We start from the raw sequence: 15510 nt of genomic DNA on the forward strand, positions 1-15510 counted from the left end.
CAAGGTCGTCTGAAAACTTTTCAGACGACCTTTTTATCAACTGTAAATCTCAGCCCCTTTCTTCACAAACTCAACCGCTTTTTCCTCCATGCCCTGCCGCTGGGCTTTTTGCTTGTCGGCGTAATCGCGCACTTCCTGCGTGATTTTCATCGAGCAGAATTTGGGGCCGCACATTGAGCAGAAGTGGGCGATTTTCGCGCCTTCGGCGGGCAGGGTTTCGTCGTGGAAGCTCTCGGCGCGTTCGGGGTCGAGGCTGAGGCGGAATTGGTCGCGCCAGCGGAATTCGAAACGCGCTTTGCTCAGGGCGTTGTCGCGCAACTGTGCGCCCGGCCAGCCTTTGGCGAGGTCGGCGGCGTGGGCGGCGAGTTTGTAGGTGATGATACCGGTGCGCACGTCTTCTTTGTCGGGCAGGCCGAGATGCTCTTTCGGGGTAACGTAGCAGAGCATGGCTGTGCCGTACCAGCCGATATTGGTCGCGCCTATGCCCGAGGTGATGTGGTCGTAGCCGGGGGCGATGTCGGTAACGAGCGGGCCGAGTGTGTAGAAAGGTGCTTCAAAGCAGTGTTGCAACTCTTCGGTCATGTTTTCTTTGACGCGTTGCAACGGCACATGGCCGGGGCCTTCGATCATGACTTGTACGTCGTGTTCCCACGCTTTGGCGGTCAATTCGCCCAAGGTGTGCAGCTCGGCAAATTGGGATTCGTCGTTGGCATCGGCAATGCAGCCGGGGCGCAGGCCGTCGCCGAGGCTGAACGACACGTCGTAGGCTTTCATGATTTCGCAGATTTCGTCGAAATGCGTGTAGAGGAAGTTTTCCCGATGGTGGGCGAGGCACCATTTCGCCATGATGGAGCCGCCGCGCGATACGATGCCGGTGAGGCGGTTGGCGGTCATCGGCACATAGCGCAGCAACACGCCTGCGTGTATGGTGAAATAGTCCACGCCTTGTTCCGCCTGTTCGATTAAGGTGTCGCGGAACAAATCCCAAGTCAAATCTTCGGCAATGCCGCCGGTTTTTTCCAAAGCCTGATAGATGGGCACCGTACCGATGGGGACGGGCGCGTTGCGGATAATCCATTCGCGCGTCTCGTGGATATGCGCGCCGGTGGACAAATCCATAATCGTGTCCGCGCCCCAACGCAGCGACCACACCATTTTTTCGACTTCTTCGGTCAGGCTGGAGGTTACGGCGGAGTTGCCCAAGTTGCCGTTGATTTTGACGCGGAAGTTGCGGCCGATAATCATCGGTTCGAGTTCGGGGTGGTTGATGTTGGCGGGGATAATCGCACGTCCGGCGGCGATTTCTTGGCGCACGAATTCGGGCGTGATTTGGTCGGGGTGGGTCGGGATGTTCGCGCCGAAACTTTGCCCTGCGTGCTGTTTCAAGAGCTTGGCGTATTCGGGTCGTCTGAAAAGTTCGTCCAGCTTCATGCGTTCGCGTATGGCGGCAAACTCCATTTCGGGCGTGATGATGCCGCGGCGCGCATAGTGAAGCTGGGTTACGTTGCTGCCGCTTTTCGCGCGGCGCGGGCGGGTGATTTGGTTGAAGCGCAGATGGGCGGTTTGCGGGGCGTGCGCGCGTTCGATGCCGTATTCGCTGGAGAGTGTGGGCAGGATTTCGGTATCGCCGCGTTCGTCCAGCCATGCGGTGCGGACGTGCGGCAGGCCTTGTTTCAGGTCGATGTGCGCCGCCGGATCGCCGTACACGCCGCTGGTGTCATAGACGGGAATCGGCGGGTTGGCTTCCGTGCCTTGCGCCGTGTATGTGTCGTCCTGACGGATTTCGCGCAAAGGCACGCGGATGTCGTCGCGGCTGCCTTGCAGATACACGCGCTCCGAGTTCGGATATTTGAAGCGGATGCCGATGTCTTCGCTCAAGTCGGCAAGCTCGCGTGCTTCGTTGCCGGAAGTTTTGGCGGTTTTCTTTGGCGTAGTCATAAAAAATGCTCCTGTTTTCTCGTTTGAAAAGAAGAAACAGGAGCGTTTTGCTTTTTCAGACGGCCTCAATATCAAAAAAAGCCGTCTGAAAGACAGAATCCGTGAAAACTCCCCACGCAGGTATTATCCCGATCGGGTGTAAAGGGTATTTCTCAGCCGCCAGAACATCAGGCAGCACCCCTGTTTCGTACAAGGAAGGATTATAAACCACGATTGGGGTTTATTGGAAATCTTAACAGGGCTGACATCGGTATTTTAAGGAATGAATGGCTTGAATATCGAGGGGATAGCTATATTGCATTTCCATAAATCGAAACTTCGTCTGAAAAGCAGGACAACTTTTTCAGACGACGTTTGGTATGCACAAATTTAGGATAACGGGTTCCGTTACCCTAAATCTACGGCTTATTTATTGTTCGGATGGGATTCCATTGGTGCTGATAAAGGCAGTTCGGGCATGGTGCGGGCGGAGTCGGAAACATTGCCGGACAGGGTTTTCAGGAAGGCAACGATGTTGTCGGTGTCTTCTTTAGATAAGTCTTTGCCCAGTTGCGCTTTACCCATGATGGTAACGGCTTTGTCCAATTCCCAAACGCTGCCGTTGTGGAAATATGGATAAGTTTTTGCGACGTTACGCAAGCCTGGGACGCGGAAGAAGAATTCGTCTTCGGCTTTTTTGGTTACGTCGGCACGGCCTTTGTCGTGTTTCGGATCTTCGATGAATTTCCAGTACGGGCCTTCAACCAAACCGAATTTTTGGAAGGTTGCGCCGCCAAGGTTGACGCCGCTGTGGCAGGCGATACAGCCGTTGTCCATAAAGGCGCGCACGCCTTTGCGCTCTTGTTCGTTCAGGGCGTTGACATTGCCTTTGAGGTAGTCGTCCCATTTGGTCGGCGTCAACAGGGTGCGTTCGAATGCGCCCAGTGCGGTGGTGATATTTTTGAAGGAAACTGCGCCGTCTTCGGGGAAGGCGGTTTTAAACAGTTCTTGATATTCGGGGATTTTGGCAATTTTGGCAGCGGCTGCTTCTTGCGAGTCGTTTGCCATTTCCACAGGGTTCACCAACGGTCCACCGGCTTGTTCTTCAACGTCAGCCGCGCGTCCGTCCCAGAACTGCATACCGAGCAGGGCGGCGTTTAAAGCGGTCGGGGAGTTGCGTCCGCCGAACTGTCCTTTATGGCCTTGGCTGGTCGGCAGGTTGTCCACGCCTGCGGTGGCAAGGTTGTGGCAGGAGTTGCAGCTTACGGTGTTGCCTTTGGAGAGGCGCGGCTCATACCATAATTGATGGCCGAGTTTGACCTGTTCTTCGGTAAACGGGCGCAGTTTCTGCATTTCTTCGGCACTCGGCAGCGGTTTGAAGATGCCTTGCGCGCGTTTGAGCAGCTCTTGGTCTTCAGGAGAGGCATTGCTATCAACGGCTGCTTGGGACGCTGCTGAGGCAGTTGAAGCAGCGTCAGGGGTCGTCTGAACGGCAGAGGCCTCGGTCGGTGCGGAAGCAGGTTTTTGTTCCTTGCTTTCCTGTCCGCCACAGGCGGCTAATGCGGATAAAACAGCAAGCGACAGGAGCAGTCGGGTGTTGCGGTGGTTCATGGCGTGTTCCTTTTTGTAGTGGATATTATTATGAGTAAGCACCGTTTCCGTTGATTGCCGTGATGAATGGCGGGCGAAAATAGGGAATGGCATTCCGCTTTGTTTGCGCCCGTTTGATATGTCCGGCTTTTTTTGTCCGCGAAGTATAAACAGCGGGCGTGGTTTGCCCTTTGCGGTAAATCAATATTGGATTTTCAATAGAGATAAGCAATATATGCGATAGCTTCTGTATTTTCATGCGGTTTTCATGTTGAATAGACCTCTATCGCTTGCACTGCCAAGCCGATTGGTTTAAATTAAACGACAATTTACCGTTGGAAGACACACAATGAAAATTACCGTCATCGGCGCAGGTTCTTGGGGTACAGCCCTTGCCCTGCACTTTGCCAGCCACGGCAACGAAGTCGCCCTTTGGACACGCAATCCCGAACAAGTCCGTACATTGCAGGCAGAACGTGAAAACAAACGCGGCCTGCCCGGTTTCCCTTTCCCTGAATCCTTAACCGTTTATGCCGATTTGGGTGATGCGCTCAAAGACAGCGGGCTCATTCTTGTCGTAACTTCTGTCGCAGGTTTGAGAAGCAGCGCAGAACTCCTCAAACAACACAATGCCGACCATATTCCCGTCCTTGCTGCCTGCAAAGGCTTTGAACAAGACACAGGGCTGTTGACCTTCCAAGTATTGAAAGAAGTATTGCCTGAGAACAAAAAAATCGGCGTGCTGTCAGGTCCGAGCTTTGCCCAAGAACTCGCCAAACAACTGCCTTGCGCCGTGGTTGTTGCTTCAGAAAATCAGGAATGGATTGAGGAATTGGTACCGCAACTCAACACCAACGTAATGCGCCTTTACGGCAGCACGGACGTGATCGGTGTGGCTGTCGGCGGTGCCGTCAAAAACGTTATGGCAATCGCTACCGGCCTTTCCGATGGTCTCGAATACGGGCTCAATGCGCGTGCGGCGCTGGTGACGCGCGGTCTCGCCGAAATTACCCGTCTTGCCATGGCTATGGGTGCGCAGCCCAAAACCATGATGGGGCTTGCCGGCATCGGCGACCTTATCCTGACCTGTACCGGCGCGCTTTCGCGCAACCGCCGTGTCGGTTTGGGTTTGGCAGAAGGAAAAGAACTGCATCAAGTGTTGGTGGAAATCGGCCATGTTTCCGAGGGTGTCAGCACCATCGAAGAAGTGTTTAATACCGCTGTGAAATACCAAATCGATATGCCCATTACCCAAACCCTGCTGCAACTCATCCGCAAGGAAATGACCCCGCAGCAAGTGGCAGAAAGGCTCATGGAGCGCAGCGCGCGCTTTGAATAAGACCAAACGGCAAAGGTCGTCTGAAAACATCAAGCCAAAAAGTTTCAGACGACCTCAACATTCGGCAGCGATTGACATCCCTGCATCATCATCCTAATATCCTGACCGCCTGCCACCATGCGGCAATACGGAAGCCTATACATGAATCAATCACTCGACACATTGGAAGTCAGCGTTTACCAGCTGGCCCAAAAATTTGAAACCCTTGTTGGTGAAAACCGCCGCCTTAACGAAGAAATCGACCGCCTCAAGCTCGAGCATGAGCAACAAAAGCGCGAACACGAAGCCGCCGTTGACGAATTGAGCGAAGCGCTGCTCGTACAAGTCGGCAAACTCAAAGAAGACCTACAAGGCAAAATCGACAACCTTGCCGCCGAAAAAGAACAATACCGCAGCGCATTGGAGCAGACTGCAGAAAAAATCCGCCGGCTCATTTCCCGCCTGCCGCAAGAAACGCAATCATAAGGACACGCCATGAGTATCGAACAAGTCAGCCTCGACATCATGAATGTCAATTTCACCATCAACACGCCGAGTGAAGAAAAAGATACCCTGCTCCAAGCCGTTGATATGCTCAACAAAAAAAGTGCCGCCATCAAAGAGAGCGGACGCATTGTCGGCAGCGATAAAATCGCCATTATGACCGCGCTCAACGTCGTCCACGACCTCCTTAAAATCACACTCAAAGACGATTTGGCAATAGGTGAATTTGAGCGTAAAATAACCGACATGAACAACGCTTGCCAAAAAGCTTTGGCGCGGTTGGAACAAAACTGATTTTTCTTTTTCCCTGCGGTGTCCGCGAAGGCATATATTCCTTTGAACCAATAAGTTCGCTTAAGGTTGCCGGGAGTTGCAGTGGGCGCGAGCGTCTATCCTTAGATGCACCCGAAACTGCCCGAGGTGACCGCCTTGTCAACAAGGTTCAAGCGGATTCAGCCAAAACGGCTCTCGCGGGGATTCCCATATCAAGCCATGCCCGATTGCGGCATGGCTTTCATTTATCATCGGCTTCGACGTCGTCTGAAAAACCAAACTTAAAATCAAAAAACATATCCCGATATTTTGAATCAACAGCAATGTTTTCCAACCTAAAAACAACATTTCCCAATGCATAAAAACGCCATCATAGAAAAAACACTTTCAGACGACCCCAATCCGATTGACAAAAGCCAATCCCATCTTTAAAATTCACAACTTTCTATATCTATCTGGATTTCCACTATGAAAACCTTTTCAGCGAAACCCCACGAGGTGAAGCGCGAATGGTTCGTTATCGACGCCCAAGACAAAGTCTTGGGTCGCGTTGCAGCCGAAGTCGCACACCGTCTGCGTGGCAAGCACAAACCTGAATACACCCCCCACGTTGACACCGGCGACTACATCATCGTCATCAACGCGGACAAACTGCGTGTAACCGGTGCCAAATTCGAAGACAAAAAATACTTCCGTCACTCCGGCTTCCCCGGCGGTATCTACGAGCGTACTTTCCGTGAAATGCAAGAGCAATTCCCGGGTCGCGCTTTGGAACAAGCCGTAAAAGGCATGTTGCCTAAAGGCCCATTGGGTTACGCCATGATCAAAAAACTGAAAGTGTACGCTGGTGCAGAACACACCCATGCCGCACAACAACCCAAAGTTTTGGAATTGAAATAAGGACACGACATGAACGGTAAATACTACTACGGCACAGGCCGCCGCAAAAGTTCAGTGGCTCGTGTATTCCTGACTAAAGGTACCGGCCAAATCATCGTAAACGGTCGTCCCGTTGACGAATTCTTCGCCCGCGAAACCAGCCGCATGGTTGTTCGCCAACCTTTGGTTCTGACTGAAAACGCTGAAGCGTTCGACATCAAAGTCAACGTTATCGGCGGCGGTGAAACCGGTCAATCCGGCGCTATCCGCCACGGCATTACCCGCGCCCTGATCGACTTCGACGCTGCGCTGAAACCTGCCTTGTCTCAAGCCGGTTTCGTGACTCGCGATGCCCGTGAAGTTGAACGTAAAAAACCGGGTCTGCGCAAAGCACGCCGCGCAAAACAATTCTCCAAACGTTAATTCGTTTTTGGAATCTCAAAAAGCCCTGCAATGCAGGGCTTTTTTGTGTGAAGCTCGTGACATCTAAGTATTGAAACTATTAAAAGAATAATGAAACCCTCTCCAAAAAATGGATTTCAATAAGTAGGAGATGCCTGTTTTTAAGATGCAGGTATGTAATAGGAATGTTTGGGATGCTGCTGTGAATTTTAATTTCATGAAGCTACATTTAATGAAGTGTTGTAAATTAACTAATATGAATAATAGAAAATGTACCGTTTATCCAAATAAACTAACGCTTATCTTATATTCTGAGCAATTTATTCAAAAAATTTCACTTCTTAACAGCATTTAATACTAATGCTTGTATAATGCAAAGTGCTGACACACACCGCTCTTTTATCCCTTTTGGGCGGTGCAGCAAGTAAGACGTTTTCCCGCAATGTATTGGCCATTCATACTTCTCCCTTGGTATGAATGGTTTTTTTTTATCTAAGTTTTTTATGTTGCCTTATGAAGATGAAAAGTCATCTGAAGAGACCTTTGCAAAAATAGTCTGTTAACGAAATTTGATGCATAAAAATGTGCTAAAAAATTTTCAATCGACTAAAACATTTCTGATATTGAGAAAAAAGTGGGAGAAATCAGGGAGGTTCTTCATTTTGAAAATGGTATTGAGCATAAAATTTTAATAACTTATGTTATTGAAAAGGTCTCCTGAAATATATTTTTCAGACGACCTTTGTGATTTTGTATCCTGCCTTATTTGAAAAATTGTCCACAGCATGCCTTGAATTTTTTTCCTGAACCGCAGATGCAGGCTTGCTTCATTGTCGGGAGCGGAACAGTTGGATCAATAAAGTACCAGTATCCATCAATATTGACGAATGTAGATAGTTCATGATGACATGCCGTTTCAGCTCCATCTTGAAAATGGGCATTAAATTCAACTTGGGCGTGGCGTTTGCCGATGAGGGTATGGTGGATTACTTCTAATCCCAGCCAAAGGGTTCCTTGGCTCCATTGCTGCATTTCTTCTTGATTCAGCAGATTTTGCTGGGAGGGAACTGTGGTGGCAACGATATAACCAATATTATGTAATACATAGGCACTGTATCTTGAGTGCATCAGTTTTTCGGCAGTTTGCGGATGAGTTTGATGAGTATGGAAGGGGTGACAGCATTTAGAGTAGGGGAGAGAAGGGGAACATGGACAAAGGGTAGGGGGCATAGGGGATGTCCTATTAATGTTTATTTTATTGAGAGAATAAAAGTTTATTTGGTAAGTCGTCTGAAACAGAAATATCCGAAATGTTCATTTATTCGGTATTATTTATTGCGTAGGAACATTATTTTACAGGGTTTTTTGATACAATATCTCTACTCCGTCCCGACAATGCCGGAATGTTATTCCGCGTCCGCTCGGACGGCCTGTCATAAATAAAACAGTCATTTCCCAACAAACATCAAGGCCGCCCGCTCTATGCACGAAACTTTTTCCCTCGCACCCATCGTTATCGTCCTCCTCGTTTCCGTCATTACGGTAATTTATTGCCGTAAATTCAATATCCCTTCCATGCTCGGTTATCTTTTGGTCGGCTTTATCGCCGGTCCGGGTATGTTGAAGCTGATTCCGCAAGGTCATGCCACTGATTATTTGGGAGAAATCGGTATCGTATTCCTGATGTTCAGTATCGGTCTCGAATTTTCCCTGCCCAAGCTCAAAGCCATGCGCCGTTTGGTGTTCGGGCTGGGCGGTTTGCAGGTCATTGTGACCATGCTGTCGATTATCGGCATTTTGATGCTGATGGGCATCAGCTTTAATTGGGCGTTTGCCGCAGCAGGGGCGATGACCATGTCGTCCACGGCAATCGTCAGCCGCATCCTGTCCGAAAAAACCGAATTGGGACAGCCGCACGGTCAAATGGCGATGGGCGTCTTGTTAATGCAGGATATTGCCGTCGTGCCGCTGATGATCCTGATTCCTGCGTTGTCGGGCAATGGCGAAGAAGGCAGCCTGTGGGTTGCGCTCGGTCTTGCCGGATTGAAAATGCTGGTCACGCTGGGCGTATTATTCGTCGTCGGTAGCAAGGTGATGTCGCGCTGGTTCAGAATGGTCGCCAAACGCAAGTCGTCTGAATTGTTTATGATCAACGTCCTGCTGGTAACCTTGGGCGTAGCTTATCTGACCGAACTGGAAGGCTTGTCGATGGCATTGGGCGCATTCGTCGCAGGTATGCTGCTTTCGGAAACGGAATACCGTTTTCAGGTGGAAGACGACATCCGCCCGTTCCGCGATATTCTGCTTGGTTTCTTCTTTATCACGGTCGGCATGAAACTGGATATCCAGGCTTTAATCGGCGGCTGGCAGCAGATTCTGATTTTGCTGGCAATCCTGCTGGTATTGAAAGCATTGGTCGTCTTTTTCATCGCTTTGCATATGAAGCATCCGATTGCGGACAGCTTGAAAACAGCCCTCTATTTAGCACAAGGCGGCGAATTTGGTTTTGTGATGTTAAACATCTCCAGCAAAATCAATATGGTGTCGCCAGAGCTGGAACAGGCGGCTACGGCAGCGATTCTGTTGTCCATGATTATCGCCCCATTCATCTTGGGCAGCAGCGATGCCATCGTCAGCCGTTTTGTCAAATCAAGCTGGGATATGAAGGCATTGGATTTGCACAGCATGTTGGTAGAAACCATGAGCAAATCCGACCACGTCCTGATTATCGGTTTCGGACGCGGCGGTCAGACCGTCGGACGCGTCTTGGCTCAGGAAAACATCCCCTACTTCGCCCTCGACCTTGATATCGGCAGGGTTCAGGTGGCGCGCAATGCGGGCGAGCCAGTTTCGTTCGGCGATGCCAAGCGGCGGGAAGTCTTGGAAGCCGCAGGTTTGGAACGCGCCAAAATGGTGGTTATTACCCTGAACAATATGCACGAAACTCAGCATGTTCTCGACAATATCATGTCCTTGCATCCGAGTATGCCTGTGTATGTTCGGGCGACCAATGACGATTACGTTAAAATCTTCACAGATATGGGCGCAGAAGAAGCAGTATCCGATACCAAAGAAACTAGCTTAGTGCTGGCAAGCTACGCCATGTTGGGCAATGGCGCGACATACAGCCACGTTTATCAAACCATTACCAACATCCGACACAGCCGCTACGCCTCTCTGGAAGGCTTGTTTGTCGGCAGCGATGATGAAAACGGATTCGGTGAAGAAGGCAAATCCATATGCCGCCACGCCTTCCCCCTGACCGGCGAAGCCTACGCCATAGGCAAGACCATCCGTGATTTGCCTTTGGATAACGCCGGCATCAAACTTCTATTTATCCGCCGAAACACAAGCAGGATAGAAAACCCCGACTTGGATTTCCAGCTTCAACCAAATGATATTTTGGTCGTCGCAGGCCGACAAGAGGAAATTATTTCTTTTGAAAACTGGAGTTTGCAAGGAAATACCTGATACACTGAAAAATAAAGCTTGCGTGGCGGATGCTTTTTTGATTTAATAGCGTCTTCGCAAATGCAGCGACAAGGGTGATTAGCTCAGTTGGTAGAGCGTCTGCCTTACAAGCAGAATGTCGGCGGTTCGACTCCGTCATCACCCACCAAGTTTCCTTTCATTGTTGCAAAACAATGATGCGCGGTGGTAGCTCAGTTGGTTAGAGTACCGGCCTGTCACGCCGGGGGTCGCGGGTTCGAGCCCCGTCCGCCGCGCCAAATTTCAAAAATACTGACATCGTCGGTATTTTTTATTTTCGGGTGATTAGCTCAGTTGGTAGAGCGTCTGCCTTACAAGCAGAATGTCGGCGGTTCGACTCCGTCATCACCCACCAAGTTTCCTTTCATTGTTGCAAAACAATGATGCGCGGTGGTAGCTCAGTTGGTTAGAGTACCGGCCTGTCACGCCGGGGGTCGCGGGTTCGAGCCCCGTCCGCCGCGCCAAATTTTAAAAATACCGGCTTTTGCCGGTATTTTTTATGTGTAAGAAACGAACGTGGAGAGGGCTGCTATTGGGCCTCAGGCGACATCTTATAGAGATTTCACTTTAAAGCAGGATAGGGTAGAGAAGTGGTCGGCTGTATAGAGAGTCTGCAGTTGATTACCTTGTGCTTTCGAACCTTAGTAAATCGTGTTCTCTTTGAGTTAAGGTGAGGTAACGTTGTTTTGGTTTGAAGTTAAACCATTGTAGGTTCTAATTTTGTTTAAGGTCGTCTGAAAAACAGAAATCCATACCGGATTATGCTTTTCAGACGACCTTTATGATTGGTAGGAACGATAGACTTTCCAAGCCTGACGTTTAACGCCACGCGGCGACAAACTCGTTCCAATGCTGCTTGTCCTGAGCCTGTCCGGTCAGGTAATGCTTCAGCCGTTTGACTTCCACTTCATACTCGTCCGCGTCCAAAGCGCCGCTCATCAGGCGGAAGCGCAAGAACATTAAATAAGTGTTTGCCGCATCGGTTTCGCAATAATCGCGGATGTCTTTCAGACGACCTGCGTGGAACGCCTCCCAAACTTTGCTGCCGTCCATGCCCAGTTTGCCAGGGAAGCCGCAAAGTTTCGCCATATCGTCCAGCGGCACATTGGCACGCGGTTGGTACAGGGCGAGCAGATCCATCAGGTCGCAATGGCGGTTGTGGTAGCGGCTGATGTAGTTGTTCCACTTGAAATCACGGCTGTCGCCGAAATCGCCCTCGCCCATATCCCAATAACGTGCCGCCGCAATGCCGTGTATCAGCGCGCGGTAATGCAGGACGGGCAGGTCGAAGCCGCCGCCGTTCCAACTGACCAATTGCGGCGTATGGCTTTCGATAAGGTCGAAAAACTTGGCGATCATTTCCTCTTCGCTGTCGTGCATTTCGCCTATGGTGCCGACATGGATTTTGTCCTGCCCCCAACGCATACAGCAGGAAATGGCGACCACTTGGTGCAGGTGGTGCTGCATAAAGTCAGAGCCGTTTTGGGCGCGGCGTTTCTGCTGGGCGAACAAGACCACCTCGTCGTCCGGCAAAGAAGCAGGCAGGTCGTACAACAGGCGGATGCCGTTCACATCAGGTACGGTTTCAATATCGAAAGCCAAAATCGGGGTCATGGGCGACTCCTCAAATTCAATCAAAACAGATTAAAACAGACAACAGGATAACGGCATTGTGGCATGTTTCCGCATTTATTGACAGTCAAATCACACCGCCGCCCCACCATTCCATCTGCCTGTACACCTACCCAAAACACCGTCAAAACAGTAAAATCCCCCTTTTATCCCAATTCGAACCATAAGCCATGCTCACCTTCCAACAAATCATCTTCAAACTGCAAACATTCTGGGCAGACAAAGGCTGCACCGTTATCCAACCTTTCGACATGGAAGTCGGCGCCGGTACTTCCCACCCCGCCACCTGCCTGCGCGCGCTCGGCCCCGAGCCTTGGTTTGCCGCCTACGTCCAACCCAGCCGCCGCCCCAAAGACGGTCGCTACGGCGACAACCCCAACCGCCTGCAACACTATTACCAATTCCAAGTCGCGCTCAAACCCGCGCCCGCCAATATCCAAGACCTTTATCTCGATTCCCTGCGCGAATTGGGCATCGACCCCAAAATCCACGACATCCGCTTCGTCGAAGACGACTGGGAAAACCCCACCCTCGGTGCATGGGGCTTGGGCTGGGAAGTCTGGCTCAACGGCATGGAAGTGACCCAGTTCACCTACTTCCAACAAGTTGGCGGCATTGACTGCACCCCCGTACTCGGCGAAATCACCTACGGCATCGAACGCTTGGCGATGTATCTGCAAGGCGTGGAAAACGTCTATGACCTCGTTTGGGCAAAAACGCTCGACGGCAACACCGTCACCTACGGCGACGTGTATCACCAAAACGAAGTCGAACAATCCACCTACAACTTCGAATACAGCGATGCCGACTGGCTGCTGCGTCAGTTCAACGACTACGAAGCGCAAGCCAAACGCCTGCTCGCCGAAGAAAACGCCAGCCTCGCCCTGCCCGCCTACGAGCTGGTCCTCAAAGCCGGACACACCTTCAACCTCTTAGACGCACGCGGCGCCATTTCCGTTACCGAACGCGCCACCTACATCGGCCGCATCCGCGCGCTGAGCCGCACCGTAGCGCAGAAATACGTTGAAAGCCGCGAGAAACTGGGCTTCCCGTTGATTAAAAAATAACGATACATCGTCTGAAACAGGTTTTCAGACGACCTTTATTGCGTATCCATTAATACAGGCCGTACGGCATATGCAGGATTTATAAGCAGGGCCTACGGACAAACAGAAAGTCTCACATGACAACCCAAACCCTTTTAATCGAACTCCTTACCGAAGAACTCCCCCCTAAAGCCCTGAATAATCTAGGCAACCACTTCGCCGCTTCTGTTGCCGAAGGCTTGGAAAAAGCGCAACTGATTGACGGCGCAGCCGAATATACCGCCTACGCCTCGCCGCGCCGTTTGGCCGTTCAAGTTAAAAACGTGAAAGCCGTTCAAGCCGATCAGAAAATCGTGAAAAAAGGCCCTGCCGTAGCGAATGCCATGAAAGACGGTGCGCCGACCAAGGCTTTGGAAGGTTTTGCACGCGGTGCGGGGGCGAAAATCGAAGACTTGATCATCATCCACGACGGCAAGCAGGATGCGTACGCCTACGAATACGTCCAAACCGGCAAACCGTTGGGAGAACTTTTGGAAGACATTATCAATCAAGCGGTTAAGAAACTGCCGATTCCCAAAGTGATGCGTTGGGGCAGCAGCACGTTTACCTTCGTGCGTCCCGTTCACGGGCTGATTGTGCTGCACGGCGGCGACATCGTGGACGTCAGCGTCTTGGGCCTGCAAAGCGGCAATCAAACCTTGGGACACCGCTTCCTGTCCAACGGCGAAATCACTATTACAAACGCCGACAGCTACGCCACACAAATGCGCGAGCAAGGCAAAGTCGTCGCTTCGTTTGCCGAGCGCAAAGCCGCGATTCAGACGGCCTTGAACGAACAGGCAGGTCGTCTGAAAGCCACCGTAGCCGCCGATGAAGCATTGTTGGACGAAGTTACCGCGCTGGTCGAATACCCCGTTGTTTTGGAAGCCGGTTTTGAAGAACATTTCCTCGCCGTGCCACAGGAATGCCTGATTCTGACCATGCAGCAAAACCAAAAATACTTCCCGCTGCTCGACCAAAACGGCAAATTGATGAACCGCTTCCTGCTGGTCTCCAACCTGCAAACCGAAGACCCGTCGCACATCATCCAAGGCAACGAACGCGTCTTGCGCGCGCGCCTGTCTGATGCCGAGTTCTTCTACAAGCAAGACCAAAAAGCGACTTTGGAAAGCCGCCTGCCCAAGTTGGCAAACGTGGTTTATCACAACAAAATCGGCTCGCAAGCCGAGCGCATCGAACGCCTGCAAAGTATTGCCGCCCACATCGCCAAGGCTTTAGGCGCGGATGCTGCCGCAGCCGAACGCGCCGCACGTCTGGCAAAAGCCGACTTGGTGACCGAAATGGTCGGCGAGTTCCCCGAACTGCAAGGCACGATGGGCAAATACTACGCCCGCTTGGACGGCGAAACCGAAGAAATCGCCGAAGCCGTCGAGCAGCACTATCAGCCGCGTTTTGCCGGCGACAACCTGCCGAACGGCAAAGTCGCCACTGCCGTTGCACTGGCCGACAAGCTGGAAACCCTGGTCGGCATTTGGGGCATCGGCCTGATTCCGACCGGCGACAAAGACCCCTACGCCCTGCGCCGCGCCGCCTTGGGTATTTTGCGGATGCTGATGCAGTATGGTTTGGACGTAAACGAGCTGATTCAGACGACCTTCGACAGCTTCCCCAAAGGTTTGCTCAACGAGAAAACGCCGTCTGAAACCGCCGACTTCATGCAGGCGCGCCTTGCCGTGTTGTTGCAAAACGACTATCCACAAGACATTGTTGCCGCCGTACTTGCCAAACAGCCGCGCCGCTTAGACGATTTGACCGCCAAACTGCAAGCCGTTGCCGCTTTCAAACAACTGCCCGAAGCCGCCGCGCTCGCTGCCGCCAACAAACGCGTGCAAAACCTGCTGAAAAAAGCCGATGCCGAGTTGGGCGAAGTCGATGAAAGCCTGCTGCAACAAGACGAAGAAAAAGCCCTGTATGCTGCCGCACAAGACTTGCAGCCGAAAATCGCCGCCGCCGTTGCCGAAGGCAATTTTCAGACGGCCTTGTCCGAACTGGCTTCCGTCAAACCGCAAGTCGATGCCTTCTTCGACGGCGTAATGGTGATGGCGGAAGACCCCGCCGTAAAACAAAACCGCCTGAATTTGCTGAACCGTTTGGCAGAACAGATGAACGCGGTAGCGGATATTGCGCTCTTGGGTGAATAATATATAGCCGTAAACAAAGGTCGTCTGAAAACGGACAAGCAGCTTTGCCCAACGTTTTCAGACGACCTTTTTGATTGTTTCAGGTTTGCGGTTGCGGGGTGGGGGAGCTAGGTAACCGATTTATATAGCGAACTTATTTCGTTTTCGAGATTGGCTCTACTATTTTCGTGCAAGTGGAAACCTAAAGATTAGAAATCTTGGAAATATTTAAATATTCTTGAAAGACTGAAATATAGACTTTTGTCTGTGTGGAAATGAC

The 15510-nt window shown here is 51.3% G+C and carries 12 protein-coding genes, 4 tRNA genes, 1 other RNA gene and 1 riboswitch; of the genes, 13 read left to right on the forward strand and 4 right to left on the reverse strand.

All coding sequences use genetic code 11. From position 1 onward, the window contains the following. Nucleotides 1-36 precede the first annotated feature (36 nt). Both thiC and MON37_RS01365 read right to left on the reverse strand, forming a co-directional pair. Nucleotides 37-1938 carry a phosphomethylpyrimidine synthase ThiC gene (gene thiC / locus MON37_RS01360; protein WP_039408875.1) on the reverse strand — a complete coding sequence of 634 codons (1902 nt, stop codon included), beginning with the start codon at nt 1936-1938 and terminating at the stop codon, nt 37-39. A gap of 92 nt (nt 1939-2030) precedes the next feature. Further along, nucleotides 2031-2130, reverse strand: a riboswitch (TPP riboswitch). 213 nt (nt 2131-2343) lie between these two features. Further along, nucleotides 2344-3528, reverse strand: coding sequence for a cytochrome-c peroxidase (locus MON37_RS01365; protein ID WP_039408872.1), 1185 nt, complete (start codon nt 3526-3528; stop codon nt 2344-2346). Nucleotides 3529-3856: 328 nt separating this feature from the next. On the opposite strand from MON37_RS01365, the gene MON37_RS01370 reads away from it, so the two are divergent. The 6 genes from MON37_RS01370 to rpsI all read left to right on the forward strand — a co-directional run bounded on the left by MON37_RS01370 (nt 3857) and on the right by rpsI (nt 6904). Beyond that, complete coding sequence (locus MON37_RS01370; RefSeq protein ID WP_039408869.1) at nt 3857-4846, forward strand: NAD(P)H-dependent glycerol-3-phosphate dehydrogenase; 990 nt, start codon at nt 3857-3859, stop codon at nt 4844-4846. Nucleotides 4847-4987: 141 nt separating this feature from the next. Beyond that, nucleotides 4988-5311: a hypothetical protein gene (locus MON37_RS01375; protein WP_039408866.1), complete on the forward strand. Its 324-nt coding sequence runs from the start codon at nt 4988-4990 to the stop codon at nt 5309-5311. A gap of 9 nt (nt 5312-5320) precedes the next feature. Further along, on the forward strand, nt 5321-5623 hold the full coding sequence (locus MON37_RS01380; protein ID WP_003744050.1) for a cell division protein ZapA: 303 nt from the start codon (nt 5321-5323) through the stop codon (nt 5621-5623). Nucleotides 5624-5630: 7 nt separating this feature from the next. Then, a non-coding RNA gene (gene ssrS / locus MON37_RS01385) (6S RNA) lies at nt 5631-5810 on the forward strand. Nucleotides 5811-6070: 260 nt separating this feature from the next. After that, complete coding sequence (gene rplM, locus MON37_RS01390; RefSeq protein WP_039408863.1) at nt 6071-6502, forward strand: 50S ribosomal protein L13; 432 nt, start codon at nt 6071-6073, stop codon at nt 6500-6502. A gap of 9 nt (nt 6503-6511) precedes the next feature. Then, a complete protein-coding gene (gene rpsI / locus MON37_RS01395) occupies nt 6512-6904 on the forward strand; it encodes a 30S ribosomal protein S9 (RefSeq protein WP_003744048.1) in 393 nt (130 codons plus the stop codon). A gap of 741 nt (nt 6905-7645) precedes the next feature. Here rpsI and MON37_RS01400 read toward each other — a convergent pair. Beyond that, nucleotides 7646-8113 (reverse strand): YchJ family protein, encoded by a 468-nt coding sequence (locus MON37_RS01400; protein WP_082013646.1) that lies wholly within the window; start codon nt 8111-8113, stop codon nt 7646-7648. A 252-nt stretch (nt 8114-8365) separates the two neighbouring features. Between MON37_RS01400 and MON37_RS01405 the strand changes: the two genes are divergently transcribed. The 5 genes from MON37_RS01405 (at nt 8366) to MON37_RS01425 (ending at nt 10836) form a co-directional block, all read left to right on the forward strand. After that, nucleotides 8366-10354 carry a monovalent cation:proton antiporter family protein gene (locus MON37_RS01405; protein WP_039408861.1) on the forward strand — a complete coding sequence of 663 codons (1989 nt, stop codon included), beginning with the start codon at nt 8366-8368 and terminating at the stop codon, nt 10352-10354. 72 nt (nt 10355-10426) lie between these two features. Next, nucleotides 10427-10502, forward strand: a tRNA-Val gene (locus tag MON37_RS01410). A gap of 32 nt (nt 10503-10534) precedes the next feature. Next, nucleotides 10535-10611: transfer RNA gene (locus tag MON37_RS01415), tRNA-Asp, on the forward strand. A 40-nt stretch (nt 10612-10651) separates the two neighbouring features. Next, nucleotides 10652-10727 (forward strand) — tRNA-Val (locus tag MON37_RS01420). A 32-nt stretch (nt 10728-10759) separates the two neighbouring features. Further along, nucleotides 10760-10836 (forward strand) — tRNA-Asp (locus MON37_RS01425). 355 nt (nt 10837-11191) lie between these two features. On the opposite strand, the gene MON37_RS01430 is transcribed toward MON37_RS01425, so the two are convergent. Next, nucleotides 11192-11986: a 3'-5' exonuclease gene (locus tag MON37_RS01430; protein WP_003744040.1), complete on the reverse strand. Its 795-nt coding sequence runs from the start codon at nt 11984-11986 to the stop codon at nt 11192-11194. Nucleotides 11987-12174: 188 nt separating this feature from the next. On the opposite strand from MON37_RS01430, the gene glyQ reads away from it, so the two are divergent. Then, on the forward strand, nt 12175-13071 hold the full coding sequence (gene glyQ, locus MON37_RS01435) for a glycine--tRNA ligase subunit alpha (protein ID WP_039408858.1): 897 nt from the start codon (nt 12175-12177) through the stop codon (nt 13069-13071). Nucleotides 13072-13187: 116 nt separating this feature from the next. Then, nucleotides 13188-15251, forward strand: coding sequence for a glycine--tRNA ligase subunit beta (gene glyS, locus MON37_RS01440; RefSeq protein ID WP_039408855.1), 2064 nt, complete (start codon nt 13188-13190; stop codon nt 15249-15251). Nucleotides 15252-15510: the final 259 nt, after the last annotated feature.

Origin of the sequence: Morococcus cerebrosus, assembly GCF_022749515.1 — a bacterium.
GTDB classification, from domain to species: Bacteria; Pseudomonadota; Gammaproteobacteria; order Burkholderiales; family Neisseriaceae; genus Neisseria; species Neisseria cerebrosa.